The sequence below is a fragment of the Leptospira sp. B5-022 genome (genome assembly GCF_000347035.1).
Classification (GTDB): Bacteria; Spirochaetota; Leptospiria; order Leptospirales; family Leptospiraceae; genus Leptospira_B; species Leptospira_B cinconiae.
Genome location: NZ_ANIJ01000018.1, coordinates 1 through 20,332 on the forward strand (window position 1 = coordinate 1; position 20,332 = coordinate 20,332).

Sequence of the window (20,332 nt, forward strand, 5' to 3'; positions counted from 1 at the left end):
TCGAAAGACCATCCTCCGTCGCCAACGGAAGTAGCATCTTTTTGAGCGGTATTAGCTCCGCAATAGGTAAGTAATGCAGCAGACAGCGCAATAGCGATTACTTTCTTGATCATCATTTTCTCCTTGATCAGATGGAATTGAGGAATATATCCATTAAACGGATTCCGCAAGCCATTTTTTAATGAATACGTTTAAATTTGAAAGCAGCCAACTTTTTGGTAAAAAAATATTTATTCGCAGCGCACAATTGTCAAAAAATTTCCGAAATTTTCTTTTTGTTCTGCTAACTCTGGCGGCTAGCGACGCAATAGCGACGACAGTAGTGTTTCTTCCCGGAAATTGGGAAGGCCAGGCTCCGGCTTCCTTGGAAGGAACAGGAGAAAAACCGTACGAGCTGGCAAAATTAGGTCAGTTCTACGCGACCAGGATCTATTCGGTTCAGATAAAAGAACAACTCTCTCCGAATTCGGATCCGGAAATAAAAGATTTTCTAATTCCTCAGGTCTCGAGAGAAAAATTCAAACAAACTTGCTCTAGACTCAAACCGGATTACGTGGTCCGAGATCAGTTATCCATCGAGGAAAAGATCCGGATCGATCGCTCCGTTTACGATTGTAACCTTTCTAAAATGGAAGAATACTCCATCATAGGAAGAAAAGATCTATTCGAAACCTTAGAAAAGTTGACCAAGGATTCCTTTCCTTTGGTTCCCAAAAAAAAGATAAAAGAATATTCCAGAGAAGTTGTACGTGCAGCGAAGTCGCAGATCATCGTGCTTGATTCTTCTTATTCTTACGCGCCTGAAAGAAAGGAATTTATGTCGCAATTAGAGGCAATCTCTTGGCAACCGGAAACAAAATTTCGTCTGGTAGTTTTCAGCGAGAATGGATCCAAAGTTTTTCCGGAATCCATCCGCTCCGAATTCATCAAACAATGGAAGGATTTTAAATCGGAAGGAAAATCCAACACACAAGATCTCACGAATGCTCTTCTTCGATTAAGAAGGATTCTAAGTTCTGAAGATTCTCCAGGTAAGAAGAAGGAAAGAATGATCAGCATTCTGACCAATGCAAAAGCCTCTAATTCTATCAACGGGTATGGCGCTGCCATCGAAGGTTTGAGCCGGAGCGGAGCGAAAGTTTCCATTCTATATTCTTCATACGCTGGGCCGGAAGCGCGCAGGGAACATAAAGAGGCTTCCAAAAGAGGAGCAGAATTCAGGGAAGTTTCCTATTTTCAGAGGATAGTCACTCCGAGGGATTCGAAAACTCTGGTATTGAAAGAAGGAAAATTATACATTTCAAGTGTTTCTCCTGATCCAAAAATGAAAATAGAGGATTCTTCCCTTGAAAAAGTGGAATTTGCAGGTAAGTATTCCTTGGGAGAATTCTTAAATCCTTGGAGTTTAGGAAGTATTTATGAAGAAGTGAAGAAGGAGAAGATCCTTACTTCCGAGCCGGTCCGCAGCAATTTTGCATCTTTATTCTCCAATTCCGTAAGTGAAGCGTCTAATTCGGAATATTTTGGAAATTTTCCGAAAGTTTTAATAAAATCCGGGTCTAAGGCATTCTGGATCCGAGTTCCGAACCTTTCCGGATTTTCGGAAGGAAAAAAAGGAGTGTGGGCGGTTACGTTTCTTTCATCCTCTTTTTCTTCCGAGGGGGTCGAAGTAATACCGGATTCGTTAGAACGATATACTTTCTCTACCGCTAAAATTTTAGAATGTGATCCATCCGTGGCTCGAAATTATATACGAAATACGGAAAAGTTCAAATTTGATTGTTTAGTAAAGGGAGAGATCTTGGAAGTTTCGCAGCCGTAGCAGAGCCATGGAAGAATCTAATTTTATCGCATTATCCCCTTCTACCCGCAAAATCCTGGATCGTATGAAACAAGCAGTCTCTTCCGATCTACCCGTCTTATTTTTAGGAGAGGCTGGGACCGGAAAAAGTTATTTAGGTTATCTTTTTCATTCTTTCTGTAAGGACAGATTTCCGTATTACCAAGTTTTCGATTTTTCTATCTCCGAATCCGAGGCGGAAACTTCCGAGATCTTTTCTAAGTTAGACGGTAAAGTGGGAGCAACGATCTTTTTAGAAGCGATCTCGAATTTGAATCCTAATTTTCAAGTGCAACTATTGCAAAAGATACGAAATGAAAAAGGGAAGAATCGATACATACTCTCCGACCAGCCGGATCTTTCCGAAAAAGTGAAGTCGGGTAAAGTGCAAGAATCCTTGATGACGGAGATCCAAACCCTTCAGGTCAAAATTCCTACATTAAGGGAAAGAAAGGAGGATATTCCGCCACTGACACGATTTTTTCTGGATCTGATCGGAAAAAGATACAACCGAAAGAATATTAAAATTTCGGAAAAGTTAGGAAAGTTTTTATTAGAGTACGATTATCCCGGAAATCTTCACCAGTTAAAGAATCTATTGGAAGCGATGGTATCCATGCACAATGTAAAGACTTTGGATACAAAACATCTTCCTCCCGAATTATTCGAAACAGGTTATAAACAGAATAATAATCTATCCGTTCGTACGGGGATCCCTCTCAGAGATTATGAAAGGGAAATTATCAGACGAAATTTGATCCTTGTAAACGGGAACAGAGAAAAGGCGGCAAGAATTTTAGGTATTTCTGAAAGAACGATCTACAGAAAGATTACCGAGTTCGAACTGTTCGATTCCGAGGATGGAAAAAATCCTCCATCTTCCTGAAGAAGTAATACACTGTTTCTTCCTTTTCGGAACCGGTTTTGATCTTTTGGTTCATTTCCAATAAGAACTCGTACAATTCCGTAATTTCCAGATCGTTAAACGCAGAACTTTCTTTCCTAAGTCGTTTGAAAGTATGATTTTTTCGAGCGGGGGAATAAGCCGCGATACCAAGTAGGTCCGATTGTTCTTTGTCATTTAGGACCTTGTCATACATTCTTAGAATAATTTTATAAATCCTTAATTTATCTAAATGATCTTTTAACAAAGAAAGAAAGATCAGAAGTGAGTCCTTCCCGATTTTGAATTTGGAAAATTCCCTAGAAAATCTTCCGTAATCTTTTTCGAAAAAATAATCCACAATTTCGGAAGAACTGAATTCGGAACTTTGGAATAACACTTCCTTGAGGTCCGCAAGATTGAAACTTTTCTTTCCTAAGTATAATTTCAGTTTTTCCAAATTTTTTAAGTATGCGCCTGCACTCGGATTTACTTTTAGTAAAAATTCTTCTTCCGCTTCATCGTCTAGTTTTACTTCTACTTCTTTGGCGGCTTTTAAGAAGGCTTCCTTTCTTTTGTCAGGAAATATTTTGGAAGATTTAAAATGAGAAACCTTATCTCCGAATATTGAGATCAATTCTTTAGGAAGATCCCAATGATCGTAATGGATCAGAATTCTTACTGTTTCCGGAACCGAAAAAGATTTGGGAGAAGTTTTTGATTTCGTTTTCCCTAACCAGGGTTTGAAGAATGTAACGCCAGATTTTATGATAAATAATTTTTGGGCCGCAAACATGTCCAGGTTTCCGGCTTCGTTCTGAAAATTCTCCAGATCTCCTGGCTCCGCTACAAATACCACGATCTCATAAGGATCTGCACTTTTTTTATATGCAGACTTGTACAGATCGCTGACCACACTGAATTCGTAAGAATCCTGAGAGACCACAAATAGGATTTGAGGCAAAGATTCCAGGTTAGGCTTGGTCTTGTGCAGAAAATCGATCAGATTCTCATAAAAATTCGAGACTTTGTTTTCGGCCACGGTAATCATCTTGAAAGGAAATCCGAGAGAGTCAAGCGGATGATCCGATTCTTTTCCTAAAGTAGATCCCTGATCTTTCCGATTTATTCATTAGGTCCAAGCCTTATGAGAATCAGCGACGGCGTACAAAGAATTTCTGCCCAAGAAGATTATCTTACATATATCAAACCGATCCTAAATCAATCCAGGGTTCCCGCTATCGAGCCGATCCGCCAAAGGGATTTTTCTGAGACTGCGAAATCTCTGAAATTTTATGGTCCGGATGGAAGTTCCGCTCCTCAGGATTCTTCCGTTTCTAAAGGCAGATTTCTGGATCTTTACGTTTAATTCTCTTCAGCCTCTTTCTAAAATATATTAATGAAGCTTAGAATGGATCTCTTGCCTGATAGCGAAGCAGGATTGCGAAGCGACCCGGAGCTCTGCACAGGATGTGCAGCCGAAGGGGAAGGCAAGAGATCCATTCTAAGAAATTGTTTTATAAAAGTATTTGAATGAGTCTCAAAAGAATTAAAGAAACCCGCTCCAAAGAGTGTGATATAGGAAAAATTTGCGGATCGGAAATCCTAAAATATTGGAATAAGATCCTTGAAAATTTTTGGCAGGCGAATTTGGGTCTTGGATCCCGTATGATCCGGCTTTGTCGTACGGTTTGCAAATTTTAATATATTCTAAAATTTTCGCTTTGTCCCAAGCATAGAATTCTACTTCGGAGACATCGTAATCGAAAATTTTTTCGTTCTTGGTCATGATCCCAAGTCCTGAATACACTTGGTGTGTTTTTCCGGAAAGTTCGGATAACATAGAGAATGCCTCCGATTCATTCGCGGGTTTCTGCAGGATCTTATTCCGAAAAACAACGATGGTATCCGAAGCCAGGATGACTTCTTGCGGATTTTCCGGCTTGGGTCCAAGTTTTGCCAAGGTTACCCTTTCCAAATAACGAACAGGTGTTTCTTCGTGAAGACTCGTTTCATCCGTGGGCAAAGGTAGGACTTGAAAATGTAGTCCTAAGGATTGTAAGATCTCTTTTCTTCTAGGAGATTGGGATCTCAGAATAAGCATATATCCATTCTGAAAGAAAAGCCTTGCCAGACACTCCTTTTCCCAGTATCAATGTTCGCACGGATCGAACCAATGAATTTCTTTCTTAGATCATTCTGCCCTATACGCACGCAAGTTTTGATAATTCTTTTTTTGTTTATGGCTTTCACTTCTTCTTATTCCCAAGAAGCTAAGAAAACCGCACCTAGTGATAGTCCGGAGGCCAAACCGACTAACACAAATGTGGATCCGAAATCCAGAGCGTATTCATTACGTAAAAAATCCTGGATTGCCCTGCGATATCTTAGAACCAGTCTTTTGAATTTTGGAAAGAAGGCGGACTGGGATGCTTGTCTTGCAGAATATGCAAAGGCAGAATCTTCTTTTCAAAGAGGAGAATGGGAGCCTGCCGGAAACCAATTCCAAACTTTAAAGACAAAACTTGATCAACTTGCGGAAGCTCAGGCAAAGGAAGTATTCAATCGTTCCGACGCTTTGGAGAAGGATATCCAACCCAAGGTTGTGGATCTGAAATTGAATACGGAATCGCCCGGCAGACAGTACATTCCTGTGATGGAAAAACATCTCCAGATCTATAGAGATACATGGCAGGCAGCAAAATTAGAAAGAGAGATCGGGAACCAAGGACAGAATTTATATTTTGCGAAACAAGGTCTGTTACAGCTTTATAAAGCAAAAATCCTTCTGGAAAAGGCAAAGGAAGGAAAACTAGAATCGGAAGAAAAACTGAGCAAAAATAAAGTTTTGGAAACGGATTATTTAACTCCTGAGGAAGTAAAATACTGGGACGATTGTTTGGAAGTATTAAACGAATCAGAGGAGAAGAATCGCCAAAAAGAAAAGCAGGCCATTATAAACGTTTACCAATCTAGAACCGGTAAAAAACCGGGAGAGTCTAAGAATAGTGCAGGCTCTGCAAATTCGCCGGCAAGCGTCGAAGGTAAAAAGTAAGAGCCTTTTAGGTTTTTTTTCCGAAAGTAAGAATAGAATATGAAATTCTCCAAAGCCCTTTTACTTCTATTCTTTCTTTTTTCCGTTTCTTGCCGAGGATTCAATCTTCAAAATTTTAAGAATCATACTTTTGAAAATACCTGTGATTGGTTCGATCTATTCTGCGATAAGATCGTAGTGACCCCGGATCTTTCCGACTGCGATCCGTTTCACGAAGAATACGAAGGATATTCTCATTATATAGATCGTGGTGTTCTGAAAAACGATTATAAGATAGAAGAAGAAGCCAAACAAGAGAGAGAACCTAACGATCCTACGGAACCTCTACCTAAAAAGAAAGAAAAGATCAAGGCAACCAATACGGATTATGGAAACAACATGAGAATCGATTCGAAAAAACTATTCGAAAGATATGATATTTCCGCAGGGCGAAGATCGGACAAAGATAGATCCAAACATCCTTGTGGAGTTCTTCAGAACGGCAACAAACCAAAAGTGTATTACTCGGAACCTAAAACTAACGACAAGGGAGGAGAATTTTGAAAAACGTATTCGATTTAACGGGTAAATCAGTATTAGTAACGGGAGCAACTAGAGGGATCGGAAGACAGATCGCTCAAGGATTTTTAGATGCAGGTGCGACGGTTTATGGCACCGGATCGTCTGCGGAATCCATCAAACGTTTAGAAGGATCCGGTATCGAAGCATTCGCTGCTGATATTCGCCAACCAGGTGCGATGGATTCTATCATTGAATCATTAAGTAAAAGACATGGAAAACTGGACGTGCTCGTAAATAATGCAGGAGTAGCGACCAATCTACCTGCTGGATTTTTTAAAGAAGAAGACATACAAAACGTTACACAGACTAACTTTGTGGGAGTGTTTCGTGCGAGTCAGGCATACTATAAAATACAAAAGAAAAAAGGCGGAAACATAATCAATATAGCTTCAGTCCTAGGTATGGTCGGCACTAAATTTGCGTCCGTTTATTGCGGAACAAAAGGTGCTGTAATTAATATGACCAAGGCTCTCGCAGTGGAATGGGCAGGTTCCGGATACAGAGTAAACGCGATCTGTCCCGGTTTTATAGATACGGACATGACGGACATGATCAAAGAAAGACCCGAAGTATTGGAGCAAATGAAAGCAAGGATCCCTTTGTCTAGATTAGGCAAACCGGAAGATCTTGCGGGAGCGGCAGTCTTTTTGGCTTCCGATGCAGCGGCTTACGTTACCGGTCAGGCTATCGTCGTGGACGGAGGTGTTACTTCCGGAATATGATATTAGAATTACATCCCCAGAATCCTGAGAAGAGGATCCTCGGACAAATTTCCAAAAAATTATCCGAGGGAGGGGTGTATATATTTCCTACCGATACCGTTTACGGTTTGGTAGCGGATTCTCAATCCCATGCGGGAGTGGAAAAATTATATAAACTAAAAAATATCTCCAAGAATCAACCTCTGTCTCTTCTATGTGCGGATATATCCACCGCATCCAATTATATGGAACAACTTTCCAACGAAGCGTTCCGTTTGATGAAAAGGATCACTCCAGGGCCTTATACATTTGTGGTGAAAGCGAACAAACATCTTCCTAGAGTTTCTTTTTCGAACCAAAAAGATAAGAATATCGGGATAAGGATCCCTGATTCTAAATATCTACAGGCTTTACTGGAAATTCATCCGAATCCTCTTACTTCTACTTCCGTTTTTTTCAAAGATGAATTTGTGACCGATGTGGACATGATCGAAAACGAATACGGTAACAAAGTGGACGGGATTATCGATGGCGGAATTCTAGAACTGGAATTATCCACCATTCTTGACTGTACCGGCGATGGGATCTCCATCTTAAGAGAAGGCAAAGGGATGGATCTGATCAACTCGTTATAATCTTTGGAGGCAATCATGCAGAAAAGACAATTGGGAAAGATAGGTCCACTCGTATCCGAACAAGGATTGGGTTGTATGGGAATGTCCGATTTTTACGGAAAAACGGATGATACTGAATCGATAGCGACCATACATCGTGCGATAGATCTCGGAGTTACATTATTCGATACAGCTGATATGTACGGCCCTCATATAAACGAGGAACTTTTAGGAAAAGCGATCAAAGGTAAAAGAGATAAGTTGGTGATCGCCACTAAATTCGGAATCGTAAGAGATCCTAACGATCCTTATAAAAGAGGATATAACGGAAAACCGGAATATGTAAAAGCTGCTTGCGAAGGAAGTCTGAAACGACTAGGCGTGGATATGATCGATCTGTATTACCAGCACAGAGTGGACCCTGACACTCCTATCGAAGAGACAGTGGGTGCAATGGCAGATCTAGTAAAACAGGGAAAGGTAAAATATATAGGACTTTCCGAAGCAGGAATTGATACAATCAAGAGAGCAGCTAAGGTTCATCCGATTTCTGCGTTACAAACCGAATATTCTCTTTGGACCAGAGATCCGGAAGATGGTATCTTACAAACATGCAGAGAGCTTGGGATCGGATTCGTAGCTTACAGTCCTCTTGGTCGCGGGTTTTTAACGGGTCAAATCCAAAAATTTGAAGATCTGGATCCATCGGACTTTAGAAGGAACTCCCCTCGTTTCCAGGGAGAGAATTTCCAAAAAAATTTAGAGTTAGTCTCTAAGATCAAAGAGATCGCTAACGAAAAATCCGTCACTGCGGGACAACTTGCTTTGGCTTGGGTTTTGGCTCAAGGACAAGATATCGTACCGATCGCGGGTACCAAAAGACGAAAGTATCTAGAGGAGAATATAGGTGCGAGTTCAGTAAAACTATCGAAAGAAGATCTTGATAGGATCAATTCGGTCGCTCCTAAAGATGCCGCCGCCGGACTACGTTATCCGGCAACCAGTATGGGTTCTGTAGGAAGATAATCGATCAGGAAGGTTTATTTAGCTTTTAAAGCAGCCTTCCATTCTTCTTCTTTAAAACCGACTAATCCGAAGTTTTCTCCTAAGACAAACGGTCTTTTGACTAAATTTCCGTTCCCGGAAAGAAGTTCGAACTGCTCTTCCAGGCTCATCTTTGCAAGTTTGTCCTTGAGTCCGAGTTCCTTGTAATCTCCACCCGAAGTATTGAATAATTTTTTGGAATCTCCGCCTAAATACCCGAGCATTTTTTTGAGTTCTGCCTTGGTGGGCGGAGTTTCCCGGATTGCCTTCTTATCAAAGTCGATCTTCTTACCTTCCAGGAATTTTAGGGCATTTCTGCATGTACTGCAATTTTTGTATTCGTAAACTTTTAACTTCACCGTCGGATCTCCTACAAAGCGTTCCCTTCCCAAATTCGGAATTTATGTCGTCTTTGCAAGTCGGAACTGACAAAAAAACTTTACCTTGAAAAAGGAAGGTTTTGCCGATAGTATTCCTTAGGACGCGCTCAAAGTGCTGAATAAAAAGACCTCTTTAACCGGAAGACAAAAAGCGGCCATTTTCTTAATCGCCGTAGGGTCCGACGTATCTTCGGAAATTTTTAAACATTTACGTGAAGACGAGATCGAGCAGATCACGTTCGAGATCGCACGTCTAGATAAGATCACTCCGGAAGATAAAGAGAAGGTTCTCGTAGAATTCAACGAGCTCATGATGGCTCAGGAATTCATCTCGAATGGAGGTATCGACTTTGCTAGGGGTCTTTTAGAAAAGGCTCTTGGTAACCAGAAAGCGATCGATATCATCAATCGACTTACTTCGAGTTTGCAGGTTCGTCCTTTCGACTTTATTCGTAGAACAGACCCTCAGCACTTATTGAACTTTATCCAGAACGAGCACCCTCAGACAATCGCATTAATTTTATCTTATTTAGATCCTCAGAAAGCATCCAGTATCCTTTCAGGATTACCACATACGATCCAGGCGGAAGTAGCAAAAAGGATCGCTACCATGGACCGGGTTTCTCCGGACGTTCTTCGAGAAGTGGAGAGGGTTTTGGAAAGAAAACTATCCACATTGGCGAGCGAAGATTATACCTCTGCCGGTGGTATCGACTCAGTGGTTGAAATTTTGAACCTTGTGGACAGGGGAACTGAGAAAACGATCATCGAAGCTTTGGAAGAAGAAGATCCGGAACTAGCAGAAGAGATCAAAAAGAGAATGTTCGTATTCGAGGATATCGTACTACTCGACGACCGTGCGATCCAAAAAGTATTGCGAGAAGTAGACAACTCGGATCTCGCAAAAGCCCTCAAGTCCGTGGATACGGAAGTGCAAGAGAAAATCTTCAAGAACATGTCCAAACGTGCAGCGAACCTCCTCAGAGAGGATATGGACTTTATGGGACCCATTCGTATTAAAGACGTGGAAGACGCTCAGCAAAAGATCGTTAATATCATACGTAAGCTGGAAGAATCCGGAGACATCGTCGTCGCACGTGCTGGCGAAGACGAACTCGTTATGTGAGGTCCGAACCTGGGCCATATATCTCACAAACGTTTTTTATTCTGGATCTGCATAACCTTACTGGTCTCTCAGTTCGGTTGTATCGCAGATACAAAGCCCGTTAGAAAGATAGATTTTTTAGAATTGGAGTGGACCGGAAGGCTCATAACGGAAACTCCAAACGAAAAGAAAGCGGACCCAAAAAATAAAAAGCAAGAATCCACATCCGAAGATTGGACTCCTCTTCCGAATTTACCATGGACATTCAATAGTCTTTTTCAGATCCCCATTGATTCGGGTCTCCATCAAGTTGAGATAAAAACGGAATTCAATTTAGATAAAGCGGACGATTTACTTAAGATCCCTTCCGGAATGTATATTTCGGACATAGGGGAGAACTGGAAAATTTTTCTGAACGGAGTTTTAGTAAGGGAAGAATGGTATGAACCTACTGAAGGACATCTTACTAAAAACCGTTCCTTAAAAGGGCTGATCATTCCACTTCATAACGGTCTTTTGAAGCCGGGCAAAAACGAGCTGAAGATCCGTTTTATGGGGATGGCGGACAGCAACCCTATTAAAGCAAACGACCATTTCGGATTCTATCATCCTAAAAATTTTAGGATCTCTTCTCTCGAGGAAATCTATAATTCAACTTCGGAATATTTCGATATATTCCTTTTCGGGATCTATTTTATATTCGGTTTCTACCATGTTCTATTTTTTGTGACTAGAAAGCAGGACATCTATTATCTATATTTCGGTCTATTCTCATTATTCTCTTCCGTATACTTCTACTTCACCACTTTTCATAAATATAATAAATACATAAATTATCCGGGAGGACCGGACACGGAATTTTTCTTTAGAGCGGAAATTTCCGCCCTCATTCCGATGGTGCCTGTCTTTATGCTTTTTGCAAAAGACTTCTTTTATCAGAAGGAAGGAAAGTTTTGGATCATTCGGACCTTCTGCGTTTTAAGTGGGATTCTATTCTTAACGAATTGGTTTCTTCCATTTAAATACGTTCTTCCGAATTTGACCGTTTTCCAAGGGCTCTTATTTTTGATGCTCCTGTACGTGATCTTTTTCTCCGCCAACGCCATTCGTTTGAAAAAACCGGACTCCATCAAACTAGCTGTAGGTATTGGGATCTGCGGACTCTTTGGACTCTGGGACACGATCGATGCGATGACTAAGATCGCAGGATTCCACTATCCATTCTTTAAAATTTCTTTTTCCGTTTTCATTCTTGTGATCATCAGTCTTTTGGTTTCCAGATATGTGAGTTTGTATAAGCAATCTCAAGCCTTGAACTTGGAGATCTCAAAACAAAGAGATGCATTTTACAGATTCGTTCCTTCCGAATTCATTTCGATCTTAGATAGAGAAAGTCCTGTTGAGATCAAGATAGGAGATTCTAAAGAAAAGACAATGTCCGTATTCTTTGCGGATCTACGCGGTTATACTACCGTCTCCGAAAAATTGAGTCCGGATGAAAATATAAAATATCTGAACAAATATTTCTCGGCTTTTGAGGATATCATATTTAAGAACGCAGGTTTCGTAGATAAGTACATCGGTGATGCGATTATGGCCCTTTTCTCCGATCATAGCGATCGAGCAGAGAAGGAAAATTTCAACTCTGCGGACAACGCTCTGCAATCTGCGATCGATATGGTTCGCTATGTTGAATCCTTAAATGACGGGATTGGGCTAGGTGCCGATTTGGGAATAGGAGTGAATACCGGGCCTTTGATCTTAGGAACAGTAGGAAGTGAAAGAAGAATTGATACTACCGTTGTAGGAGATACCGTAAACCTATCCTCGCGAGTCCAAAGCCTTTCCGGATTTTATAAAGCGAAAATTTTAGTAACTCATCATACTTTCTTACGTTTGAATCTGCTTTCTGACGTAATGGCACGAGAGATCGATACGGTGATCGTAAAAGGAAAAACACAACCCGTAATTTTATATGAGGTTTTCCAAGCCGATGAACCGGAATCAGTGGATTGGAAAGAAGGATCCAAAACAAAATTGAACGAAGGTATCGCTCTCTACAAAGCAGGCCAATTTAAGACCGCATTTTCGATCTTCAAGGAATTATATAAAGAAAAACCGACCGATAATATCGTAAAATTGTACGCCAAAAGGACCAAAATGATCCTTGGACAGGCTCCTCCCGGAGATTGGGACGGGATTTTCAGGCTTCACAGAAAATAATTTCCAATTTTGATCCATACTTCGAAAATTTAGGGAACGTATAAATCCTTCTCCTGTCTGATTGTTTACTCGGCTTTGTAATCCGAATTTAACCGCATCCGAATAGGAATTTCTAAAATATGAAGTATAAGTTCCGGATTATCTCAGCTGTTTTACTTCTTTCCATATTCGGATTAAAAGCGGATGAGAAAGAGAGACTTCCGGCTTTTACATTGGCAGACCAAAAGGGGAAAGTTTTCAGCTCAAAGAGCGCAAAGGGTAATACCTACTTTTTACTAGGTTGTAGTTTTAAAGACGTGGTCCTATGCAGAAAGCATGGACGTAAAATCTATTGGAAGATGCAGACTTTATTGAAGGATGAGGATCGTGCGAGTTTCTCCGCGTATTTGAATTTGAAAAACGCACCTGCGACCGTTTTTGATTATATCGTACAAGAAAAAGAGAAAGATTACGAAAGTATATTGTTAGATAAAAAAGGCATCTTGTCCAATGGTTTGGTCGAAGGAAAATCATTTTTGAGAGTGTATTCGCCCAAAGGTATGTTGATCCATAAAGAATATTTTGAATCTGTGGATGACGCAAAAGTTTCGGAACTTTATAAACTGATCCAAACTGGAAAATAAAATGAATAAGAAAAATTTTCCTTTTTATATTCCCCTTTTATTAATTCTTCCTTTAATCGTAAACTGTGTAGAAAAAAATCAAGCTGCTGCGGAATATTTCGAACGGTATTTTAAATACCAAGACTTTATCCAAACGGAATTTAAGGACGATCCTGTACGAGGGATTTTATACGGAAATCCTGAAACCGACGCGGAGGAAAAGTTTTATAAGAAAGACGGATATTTTGCGCTTTCTTTTCGCTTGAATGATATCGGCAGAAGTGGATTTAAAAAAGAATTATCCGATGCACCTTTTCAGATATTTCCTCAGAGTCCGTATTCAATCTTCGTAAAGGCAGAACCTGCCGAGTTCTATAAAAAACCGACTTATAAGGTCACCCGCACTGTAGAAATGTTTTCTCCGGAAGTGAGTGTTTTCGACATTTTTCCTATGATAGAAGAGACCGTCGAACATCTGCGAAATTCGGAAACGAATCAAATTTTGGAACATTCTCCGCTCCAAAAATTCTTATGCCGTCAATTCGATTGTGAGATCAAAAAGGAAAACGGGGAAATCTTTCTAATGTATACCCTTTCAGAAAGGATGAAGGAACAATTTCCGATCTCTTATAAAAAATGGAATAAACGTTTGGGTCAGGTTTCCTTTCGATTTCAATTGTTTCAGCCCGGTGGATTTACGAAAGGTTGGGAATTTTATAATGAAGGTAAAAAACTCATATTAGGAATTCCTGATTCTCCGAAGGGATATTGGTCTTCTCCTAGGACTTTGTATCTTAGGACTTATTTGTTCTTAAACATTTACGGATTAAAGATAGATATTCGAGGATTAGGATATACTCTTAAGTTCAGTCGTTCCGGAAACACGGACACTGTCACAGGATACTATAATAAAATTCCGGAAACTACGATAGGTGGTAGATTTCTTTCCATTTTTCCTCCTGGAGCCGTGAACTTTTTTATCCCGGGTAATATGGATGAATACTTCGATGGAAGTTTTAAACTTCTGGTAGAAGGTTCGGACGGAAAAGGTGGGACTCGTTTCGCAACGAAAACTAAACGTAACGGGAACAAAACGAGAGTACTTCTTACCGCCGAGTCTGAAATTTTTAGAGATCGTTTTCTTCCTTTCAAGTCGAGTGACGAAGATGATGAACCCGGTTTTTTTTCGGAGTTGGGAAAAAATATCGTATTAGATTTAAGAGGTAAATAACCTCAAAACTTCAAGTATACTTGAAGTTCGTAAAACCAATTTAGAAACTTTCCAAAACTGCTTGACTGGACCTCTTTCGCAAATAATTCTAATCGGATTCGGTTAACGACCGAATAATATTTTTAGAACTGTGTTCGGAGGAATCATGGAATTAACCCTGTTTACCACCACGAACGGGCTTTATTACTTAGTTAAGTACATTCACTTTTTATCCGGGGTAACCTGGATTGGAATGTTGTACTACTTCAACTTCGTACAAGGTCCTTTCTTTAACGAGACCGATGCGGATACAAAAAAGAACGCAACTCAGAAATTAGTTCCACGCGCATTATGGTGGTTCCGTTGGGGTGCAATGTTTACCTTCCTGTCCGGTATCGTGATGATCGCGATTGCACTTGGAGCTCAAGGTATTCCGCATAATTCCCAATGGGTAGTCGTAATTCTAGTAGGTGCACTTTTCGGAACGGTTATGTGGGCGAACGTTTGGTTCGTAATCTGGCCGAATCAAAAAGTTGTGATCGCAAAAGCTAAGGGAGAGACTACTGTGGACCCTGCTCCTAATGCAAACCGTGCATTCGTAGCATCTAGGACTAACACTTTGTTCTCAATTCCGATGCTATTCGCGATGGGAGCGGCTCGTAATCTTCCGTTGAATTATAGTCCTGAGAAGTTGAGAGTTTTCCTCGGAATTATCGTACTTTTGATCGTTATTTTCGAAGTGAATGCTTTAAGAGCGGACCAAAACGGACCTACTGTTAAGCCGATCAAAACCGTAAAAGCGGTAATTACTAGCGGAGTGATCTTTGCTTTAGTTACTTACGTTCTGATGGAAGTTCTTTTAACTGCTTAAGGAATATTGAATGAATCCATTCCAAATCAATCGGGGTGGAAGCGAGAAGGGCGGTATTCACCGCCTTTCTTTTTTGAGCTTTCTACTCTTACTATTTTTTGCACTTATTTTCTCTTTCTGTAAAGAATCCAAACCACTTTCTCCGGAAGCGGAAGCAGGTAGAGGATTGTATATGGCAAACTGTATCGCTTGTCACAATGCTAATCCTAAACTCGATGGAGCCGTAGGACCATCTGTGGCAAATTCTTCTTATGAATTATTGGAAGCTAGAATGCGGGGAGAATATCCTCCAGGATACCTGCCTAAGCGCCAAAGCACTGCGATGACCCGTTTTAATTTTACGGAAGCTCAACTAAAGTCTTTGGAAGAGTTTTTGAAACAATAAGTTCGCAGCTAGCTACGGTGCGATATCGCAGCAATTAAATGTCAGTTTCTTCCAATGGAGATCCGAACATTTCGTAGAATGTCGATGATCTGTTTATGGATCCTTCCATTGGAAGCTACTACTTCCGCCTGACCGGATAAGAAATGTTTTCCTTGAAAGTCGGTGAGTTTTCCGCCAGCTTCCGTTAAGATTACGGAGCTAGCAACCGTATCCCAGAGTTTTACACCCTTCTCCCAGATTCCATCGAGTACACCTTCTGCCACCCAACAAGTATCTAAAACAAATGATCCGGTCCTTCTCATGGATCTACCGCAACTGATAAACGCAGTGATGTCTGAGATGACCTCGTTTAAAATTTCCTTTCTGTTCGTGGGAAAGCTGGATACCAAAAGGGATCTCGCAAGTGCGTCCGTGTTGGATACGTCGATTCTGAGTCCGTTCTTAAAAGCGCCTTGGCTTAAAATTGCGGAGTAACGTGTGTCCAGTTCTGGGGCGAATACAACTCCTGCGACTGGAGTTTCTCTATGTTCGAGTCCTACGGATACACAATAGAGAGGGATACCTCTTACGAAATTCATGGATCCGTCGATAGGGTCCAAAACCCAACGGAAAGAATTGCTTCCTTCGTGTTTAAAATAATCTTCTGAAATGATGGAGTCGTTTGGAAAGTTTTGTCTGATAAAATCGATCAGGAATTTTCCCATCAATTCGTCGGCTTTATGAATACGTTCTTTTTCTTCGGAGTCGCTAACGATCCCGAAAACTCGGATCTCTTTCTGGAGTTTGCGAGCGGATTCCAGTATAAGCCCGGATACGGATTGGACTGATTTCACTCTCTTCTTCACTTCTTCGAGAGGGAAATCTATGGGAGGTGCTAAGGATTCCATGTTCGGGCTTATGTCCTTTATACCCGTAAAATTTTCCAAGCCATGTTTCCCGAGGGGGAAATGATCCTCTCCGATTTATGAGATCGAAGCCAAGCGAAGAATGAATTTCGGGCAGATTCTTCTAAGGTCATGCTGCCCGGTCTTAACAAAAGATCAACAACTTGGTGAAACGAATTAAAATCCTTTGCGATCTTATGTAAAGAAGGGTCCAGGAACCTGGCTGTAAGTGTAAGGTATTCGACCGCTAAAGGAGCAAAAATTTTTCCAAGGGACCAATCTGCGGGAGTAATCCCTAAGGATTCATGGATAAAACTTACTTGCTTGGAATAATCCACCTCGTCGAAAATTTCAGAATATGTATGCCTTACCCCTTCGAATGTATCCTTGGAGATCTGGACCATGAAGTCGGACTCTTGGTATTTCTTAGCAGTAAAGTCTATAACCGCATCTTCTAATACGGTAAGAGAATCCAAGGGGATAACCCGGGACGAAAAGTAGGCCCGTTTGGTGTAAACGGACATAGTTTTTCCCTGAGAAGCCGGTTGATAAATGTCCTCTTTGGGGACTCCTCCTAAATGCATTACATGAAAACTAGTAATGATCGCAAAGGGAGGGAGCTTATCTCTCCACACTTCGGGAGAATTTTCTCTGAACATTTCTCCTTCCGTATAAAACGGTTTGATCAGGAACAAACGATCAATATCTCTTTTTGGTCTGGGCTCGGGAAGAACGAGAGAATCTGCTACTAACTCGGGAGCTAATTTTAGAATTGATTTTAGGAAACTTTCCGCAGCGCTAAACTCTATCTCAAAAACGGAGGTAGAAGGAAGAATAAACTTTTCTTCGAATTCGACAAAGGAAGTGTGAAGATTATCCACATAGACGGAAAGTTCTTTGTTCCTTACATTCGAATGATTCTGCAAGAGCCTGTTTAATTCTTTAACTTCATTTAGCTTCATTTTTTCTTTTTCGGCAGGATCCTTACCTCGTACGGCTTGAGTAACTTGAAACCGGCAAAAGTTTTCTTACCGGAATGATTGATAAAAATTTCGTAGTTTTTGGACTTACCCTTTCTAAAACTACGCTCGATGGTAGGGCCGTAAAAAGTAAAAGGGATGCCCGCCATCCTTAAAGTTCTTCTGTACAAGAGCATAAACGAGATCGGGCTCAGACTCGCTCCAACGTATACGACAGATCCTTTTCCGAATCGATTACAAGTTATGACAGGTTTTCCTTTATAAAATTTCTTATTGTCGGAATATCTTGCCCAAACTTTGGCCGTTATAGGTTCCAGGATCTCACAAATTTTCGAGCAGGTCCCCGGTAAAACTCTGAATCGGAAGTTTACGTTTCGATTCCCTACCGCTTCGAACTTTCTTACTTTGACTCCCGCCATTTCAGAAAATGGACCAGGCACTTGAGAATCCAACATCCAGGAATTTTTGTCCTTGAGACCTGCTCTATACCCTAAAATTAGAACACCTCCTTCTCTAACGAATTGTTCTAATTTTTTAACAATCGAGTCATTCACCATTGCATACAGAGGAAGTACCAAAACCTTGTACTTGGAAAAGTCTGTTTTGGAGACGGGCAAAAAATGTGTGTTTACATTCAGAATGTTCAGGCCTGCAAACCAAGTTGCCATCTCTATATCGTAGCCGACTTGTGCGAATGGAACGGGACTGTGTTTTAAACCGGAAGAGATGGGTTGGTGTTTGAAATTTCTCGCATTCTCTATATCATGAAGGACGGCAACATCTGCAGGAAAATGTTCCGAAGCAAAGTCATTCGCTTCCGGTAAGATCTCCGATATCCCTCTTTGTAATTCCAAGTATCTGTCCGTGAGAGATTTATCATGATCTAAGATCCCATAACAGAGTTGTTCTTGTCCGAATCTTGCAGTTCGATATCGGAAAAATATAATTTGTTCCGAACCCTGAACGATCGCTTGTTTCATCCAAAGCTGTACTTGTCCGGGTGCTGGAAGATATCCCAACGTATCGTGTCCTTGGAATCCTGAAATTTGTTCCATCACAGTAAACGGAAGATCTTTCAGACCTCGATTGTACTGATGCATTGCGGAGATAAATGGATGAGGAAAAGGTTCTTCTTGATCTCCCCATGTCGGATAATTATCCCAAGAAACGTAATCTAAATGAGTGAATAATTCGCTCATATCGATTACGGGAAGAAAGGGACTCGGATATAAATTCGTGGTGAGTTTCCGATTCGGAGAAAACTTTCGAACAATATCAGATTGCAGTTTTACAAAGTCCACGATCGTATCCGAATGGAATCTGTAGAAGTCTTGGATCATAGAAGGATTATAACCTGCACTCACATGAGGACCTGGTATAGGTATTTCATTCCAATCATTGAAGACCACTCCCCAAAAAATATTTCCCCAAGTATCGTTCAGATTCTGGATCGTTTTGTATTTAGCCTTCAGCCAAAGACGAAATGTTTTGAGAGAAGTTTCAGAATGATCGATGTCCGATCCTTCGTGGCCGATCTCATTGTCTATCTGCCAGCCGATCACTGCTGGATGATTTCCTAAGGCTTGGGCCATCTTAGTCACGACCTTAATCACTGCTTTTCGATAATTCGGAGAAGAAAAACATGCCTGTCTTCTTGTACCTATATTTCTTAAAACTCCATCTCGAACTTGCAGAACGTCAGGATATTTTTTAGCAAGCCAAGGAGGGAATGTGGCCGTAGGGGTTCCCAGGATCACATCCATTTTATGTTTTTGAAAGAGATCCAACATCTTCTTCCAAAAAGAAAAATCGAACTTTCCCTCTTTCGGTTCGACTAATGCCCAAGAAAACTCTGCGAGACGAACTCTGCTCAGTCCCATGCCCTTCATAATACGAATATCTTCTTCCCAATCTTTAGGAGTCCATTGTTCAGGATAATAATCCGCTCCGAAAATCATTCGGTCCTCACAGGTTAAAAAGGTAGAGACGATGATTCTCTTAAGGGAAGATCTTTCCAGAAAGAAAACCGGGAAATACCTTAGAAACTAGGAAAAAATACTGTCTTTTCGATACGATTCAGGGAGAATAGATAAGAACCTCGTCCTGAAAGGTCGGGAACCCTATATTGCATGGAAAACAACGATATATACCATTATGGGATTCTTCCCGACGTTCACTTTCGTTTTTCCTCGGCCGAAATTTCTTACGCAGTAACTGCGGCGTCTAACTTACACGGTTTCGATGACGCAGGAACGGAACTTCTGGCAAGGACGATGCTTGCCGCATTCTTCTTAGCGGATCTAGTAAAAGAAGATACAAAGGTAAGCGTTCAGATCCGTTTTTATGACGATTCGGAGATTCATTCGGTCTTAGCTTATAGTACTCGTAATGGAAGACTTAAGGCAACTTTAAGACATCGACCCGAAGAAGATATAGAATCAGGACAGATCTCAGAGGAAAATTTAGGAATTTTGAAAGTATTCCGTTGGAAAGACGGAGAATGTATTTATCAGTCTATCGTACCTTTTAGAAACCAAAGTTTCGAAACGAATATCGAAAACTACCTGAGAGATTCGGAGCAAGTTCCTTCCTTTTTAGTGGCTTACGTTAAATTGGAAGGTTTGCATTGGAGGATCAAAGGTCTGTTCTTACAAGCATTGCCGGAAGCAAGACCGGAACATATAGATGCAGTTAGAGAATTAGCCGGAAAACTAGAAGAGGAAAAATCCAAAGTTTTCGAAGGAACCGTTTCCCAAGCTTTAGAAATTCTGCAATCTTCTTGGAATACGAAGTTCGAGATACTGGAAACAGGAAGACCGGAATACAGATGTGATTGTTCCGAAGAGAAGATCAAGGAACTCATACAAAATTTAGGAAAAGAAGAAGCAATGGACATTGCAGAAGAGCAAGGACAGATCGAAGTCACCTGCGAATTTTGTAATTCCATCTATAGATTTCCGAAGGCACAGGTCTTAGAGTTATTTTAGAAAACGG

General features: G+C 40.8%; 21 protein-coding genes. 15 read left to right on the plus strand and 6 right to left on the minus strand.

Annotated elements, in window-relative coordinates; translation table 11 throughout:
- Positions 1-181: 181 nt before the first annotated feature.
- Together LEP1GSC192_RS07945 and LEP1GSC192_RS07950 are read left to right on the plus strand one after the other, a co-directional pair.
- Positions 182-1,822 carry a vWA domain-containing protein gene (locus LEP1GSC192_RS07945; protein ID WP_306819084.1) on the plus strand — a complete coding sequence of 547 codons (1,641 nt, stop codon included), beginning with the start codon at positions 182-184 and terminating at the stop codon, positions 1,820-1,822.
- 7 nt (positions 1,823-1,829) lie between these two features.
- Positions 1,830-2,726, plus strand: a complete 897-nt coding sequence (locus LEP1GSC192_RS07950; RefSeq protein ID WP_036089417.1) for a sigma 54-interacting transcriptional regulator — start codon at positions 1,830-1,832, stop codon at positions 2,724-2,726.
- Here the strand turns inward: LEP1GSC192_RS07950 and holA are convergent.
- A complete protein-coding gene (gene holA / locus LEP1GSC192_RS07955) occupies positions 2,671-3,774 on the minus strand; it encodes a DNA polymerase III subunit delta (RefSeq protein ID WP_020769691.1) in 1,104 nt (367 codons plus the stop codon). The genes LEP1GSC192_RS07950 and holA overlap by 56 nt on opposite strands.
- 96 nt (positions 3,775-3,870) lie before the next feature.
- Between holA and LEP1GSC192_RS07960 the strand changes: the two genes are divergently transcribed.
- Positions 3,871-4,092 carry a hypothetical protein gene (locus LEP1GSC192_RS07960; protein WP_020769583.1) on the plus strand — a complete coding sequence of 74 codons (222 nt, stop codon included), beginning with the start codon at positions 3,871-3,873 and terminating at the stop codon, positions 4,090-4,092.
- Between the two features lie 180 nt (positions 4,093-4,272).
- Here LEP1GSC192_RS07960 and LEP1GSC192_RS07965 read toward each other — a convergent pair whose 3' ends face one another.
- On the minus strand, positions 4,273-4,827 hold the full coding sequence (locus LEP1GSC192_RS07965) for a nucleoside triphosphate pyrophosphatase (protein WP_020769882.1): 555 nt from the start codon (positions 4,825-4,827) through the stop codon (positions 4,273-4,275).
- A 72-nt stretch (positions 4,828-4,899) separates the two neighbouring features.
- Here LEP1GSC192_RS07965 and LEP1GSC192_RS07970 point away from each other — a divergent pair, with 72 nt between their 5' ends.
- Genes LEP1GSC192_RS07970 through LEP1GSC192_RS07990 form a run of 5 tightly spaced genes read left to right on the plus strand, consistent with a single transcriptional unit; the run spans position 4,900 to position 8,680 of the window.
- Positions 4,900-5,778 carry a hypothetical protein gene (locus LEP1GSC192_RS07970; protein WP_020769805.1) on the plus strand — a complete coding sequence of 293 codons (879 nt, stop codon included), beginning with the start codon at positions 4,900-4,902 and terminating at the stop codon, positions 5,776-5,778.
- A 39-nt stretch (positions 5,779-5,817) separates the two neighbouring features.
- Positions 5,818-6,321, plus strand: a complete 504-nt coding sequence (locus tag LEP1GSC192_RS07975; RefSeq protein WP_020769475.1) for a hypothetical protein — start codon at positions 5,818-5,820, stop codon at positions 6,319-6,321.
- Entirely contained in the window at positions 6,318-7,061 is a 744-nt protein-coding gene (locus LEP1GSC192_RS07980) for an SDR family NAD(P)-dependent oxidoreductase (protein WP_020769634.1), read from the plus strand. The genes LEP1GSC192_RS07975 and LEP1GSC192_RS07980 overlap by 4 nt, the downstream gene beginning before the upstream one ends.
- The gene (locus tag LEP1GSC192_RS07985; protein ID WP_020769757.1) at positions 7,058-7,675 is read left to right on the plus strand and encodes an L-threonylcarbamoyladenylate synthase; all 618 of its coding nucleotides are present in this window, start codon (positions 7,058-7,060) and stop codon (positions 7,673-7,675) included. The genes LEP1GSC192_RS07980 and LEP1GSC192_RS07985 overlap by 4 nt, the downstream gene beginning before the upstream one ends.
- 15 nt (positions 7,676-7,690) lie before the next feature.
- Positions 7,691-8,680: an aldo/keto reductase gene (locus LEP1GSC192_RS07990; protein WP_020769441.1), complete on the plus strand. Its 990-nt coding sequence runs from the start codon at positions 7,691-7,693 to the stop codon at positions 8,678-8,680.
- Between the two features lie 14 nt (positions 8,681-8,694).
- Here LEP1GSC192_RS07990 and LEP1GSC192_RS07995 read toward each other — a convergent pair whose 3' ends face one another.
- Positions 8,695-9,057 (minus strand): arsenate reductase family protein, encoded by a 363-nt coding sequence (locus LEP1GSC192_RS07995; RefSeq protein WP_020769755.1) that lies wholly within the window; start codon positions 9,055-9,057, stop codon positions 8,695-8,697.
- Positions 9,058-9,190: 133 nt separating this feature from the next.
- On the opposite strand from LEP1GSC192_RS07995, the gene fliG reads away from it, so the two are divergent.
- The 6 genes from fliG to LEP1GSC192_RS08025 all read left to right on the plus strand — a co-directional run bounded on the left by fliG (position 9,191) and on the right by LEP1GSC192_RS08025 (position 15,474).
- The gene (gene fliG, locus LEP1GSC192_RS08000) at positions 9,191-10,204 is read left to right on the plus strand and encodes a flagellar motor switch protein FliG (protein WP_008589915.1); all 1,014 of its coding nucleotides are present in this window, start codon (positions 9,191-9,193) and stop codon (positions 10,202-10,204) included.
- Positions 10,205-10,471: 267 nt separating this feature from the next.
- Positions 10,472-12,406 (plus strand): adenylate/guanylate cyclase domain-containing protein, encoded by a 1,935-nt coding sequence (locus LEP1GSC192_RS08005; protein ID WP_036089580.1) that lies wholly within the window; start codon positions 10,472-10,474, stop codon positions 12,404-12,406.
- Between the two features lie 119 nt (positions 12,407-12,525).
- Positions 12,526-13,029, plus strand: a complete 504-nt coding sequence (locus LEP1GSC192_RS08010) for a hypothetical protein (RefSeq protein ID WP_020769675.1) — start codon at positions 12,526-12,528, stop codon at positions 13,027-13,029.
- 1 nt (position 13,030) lies between these two features.
- On the plus strand, positions 13,031-14,239 hold the full coding sequence (locus tag LEP1GSC192_RS08015) for a hypothetical protein (RefSeq protein ID WP_020769697.1): 1,209 nt from the start codon (positions 13,031-13,033) through the stop codon (positions 14,237-14,239).
- A gap of 145 nt (positions 14,240-14,384) precedes the next feature.
- The gene (locus LEP1GSC192_RS08020; protein WP_036089582.1) at positions 14,385-15,089 is read left to right on the plus strand and encodes a urate hydroxylase PuuD; all 705 of its coding nucleotides are present in this window, start codon (positions 14,385-14,387) and stop codon (positions 15,087-15,089) included.
- Between the two features lie 10 nt (positions 15,090-15,099).
- Positions 15,100-15,474 carry a cytochrome c gene (locus tag LEP1GSC192_RS08025; protein ID WP_020769462.1) on the plus strand — a complete coding sequence of 125 codons (375 nt, stop codon included), beginning with the start codon at positions 15,100-15,102 and terminating at the stop codon, positions 15,472-15,474.
- A gap of 41 nt (positions 15,475-15,515) precedes the next feature.
- Here LEP1GSC192_RS08025 and LEP1GSC192_RS08030 read toward each other — a convergent pair whose 3' ends face one another.
- From LEP1GSC192_RS08030 to LEP1GSC192_RS08040, 3 genes are read right to left on the minus strand one after another with little or no spacing between them, the layout of a single operon-like run.
- Positions 15,516-16,361, minus strand: a complete 846-nt coding sequence (locus LEP1GSC192_RS08030; RefSeq protein ID WP_020769772.1) for an inositol monophosphatase family protein — start codon at positions 16,359-16,361, stop codon at positions 15,516-15,518.
- 17 nt (positions 16,362-16,378) lie between these two features.
- Entirely contained in the window at positions 16,379-17,320 is a 942-nt protein-coding gene (locus tag LEP1GSC192_RS08035) for a hypothetical protein (protein ID WP_020769845.1), read from the minus strand.
- The gene (locus LEP1GSC192_RS08040; RefSeq protein WP_020769750.1) at positions 17,317-19,296 is read right to left on the minus strand and encodes a beta-galactosidase; all 1,980 of its coding nucleotides are present in this window, start codon (positions 19,294-19,296) and stop codon (positions 17,317-17,319) included. The genes LEP1GSC192_RS08035 and LEP1GSC192_RS08040 overlap by 4 nt, the downstream gene beginning before the upstream one ends.
- 171 nt (positions 19,297-19,467) lie before the next feature.
- On the opposite strand from LEP1GSC192_RS08040, the gene LEP1GSC192_RS08045 reads away from it, so the two are divergent.
- Positions 19,468-20,325 (plus strand): Hsp33 family molecular chaperone HslO, encoded by an 858-nt coding sequence (locus tag LEP1GSC192_RS08045; protein ID WP_020769746.1) that lies wholly within the window; start codon positions 19,468-19,470, stop codon positions 20,323-20,325.
- The last annotated feature ends 7 nt before the right edge of the window (positions 20,326-20,332 follow it).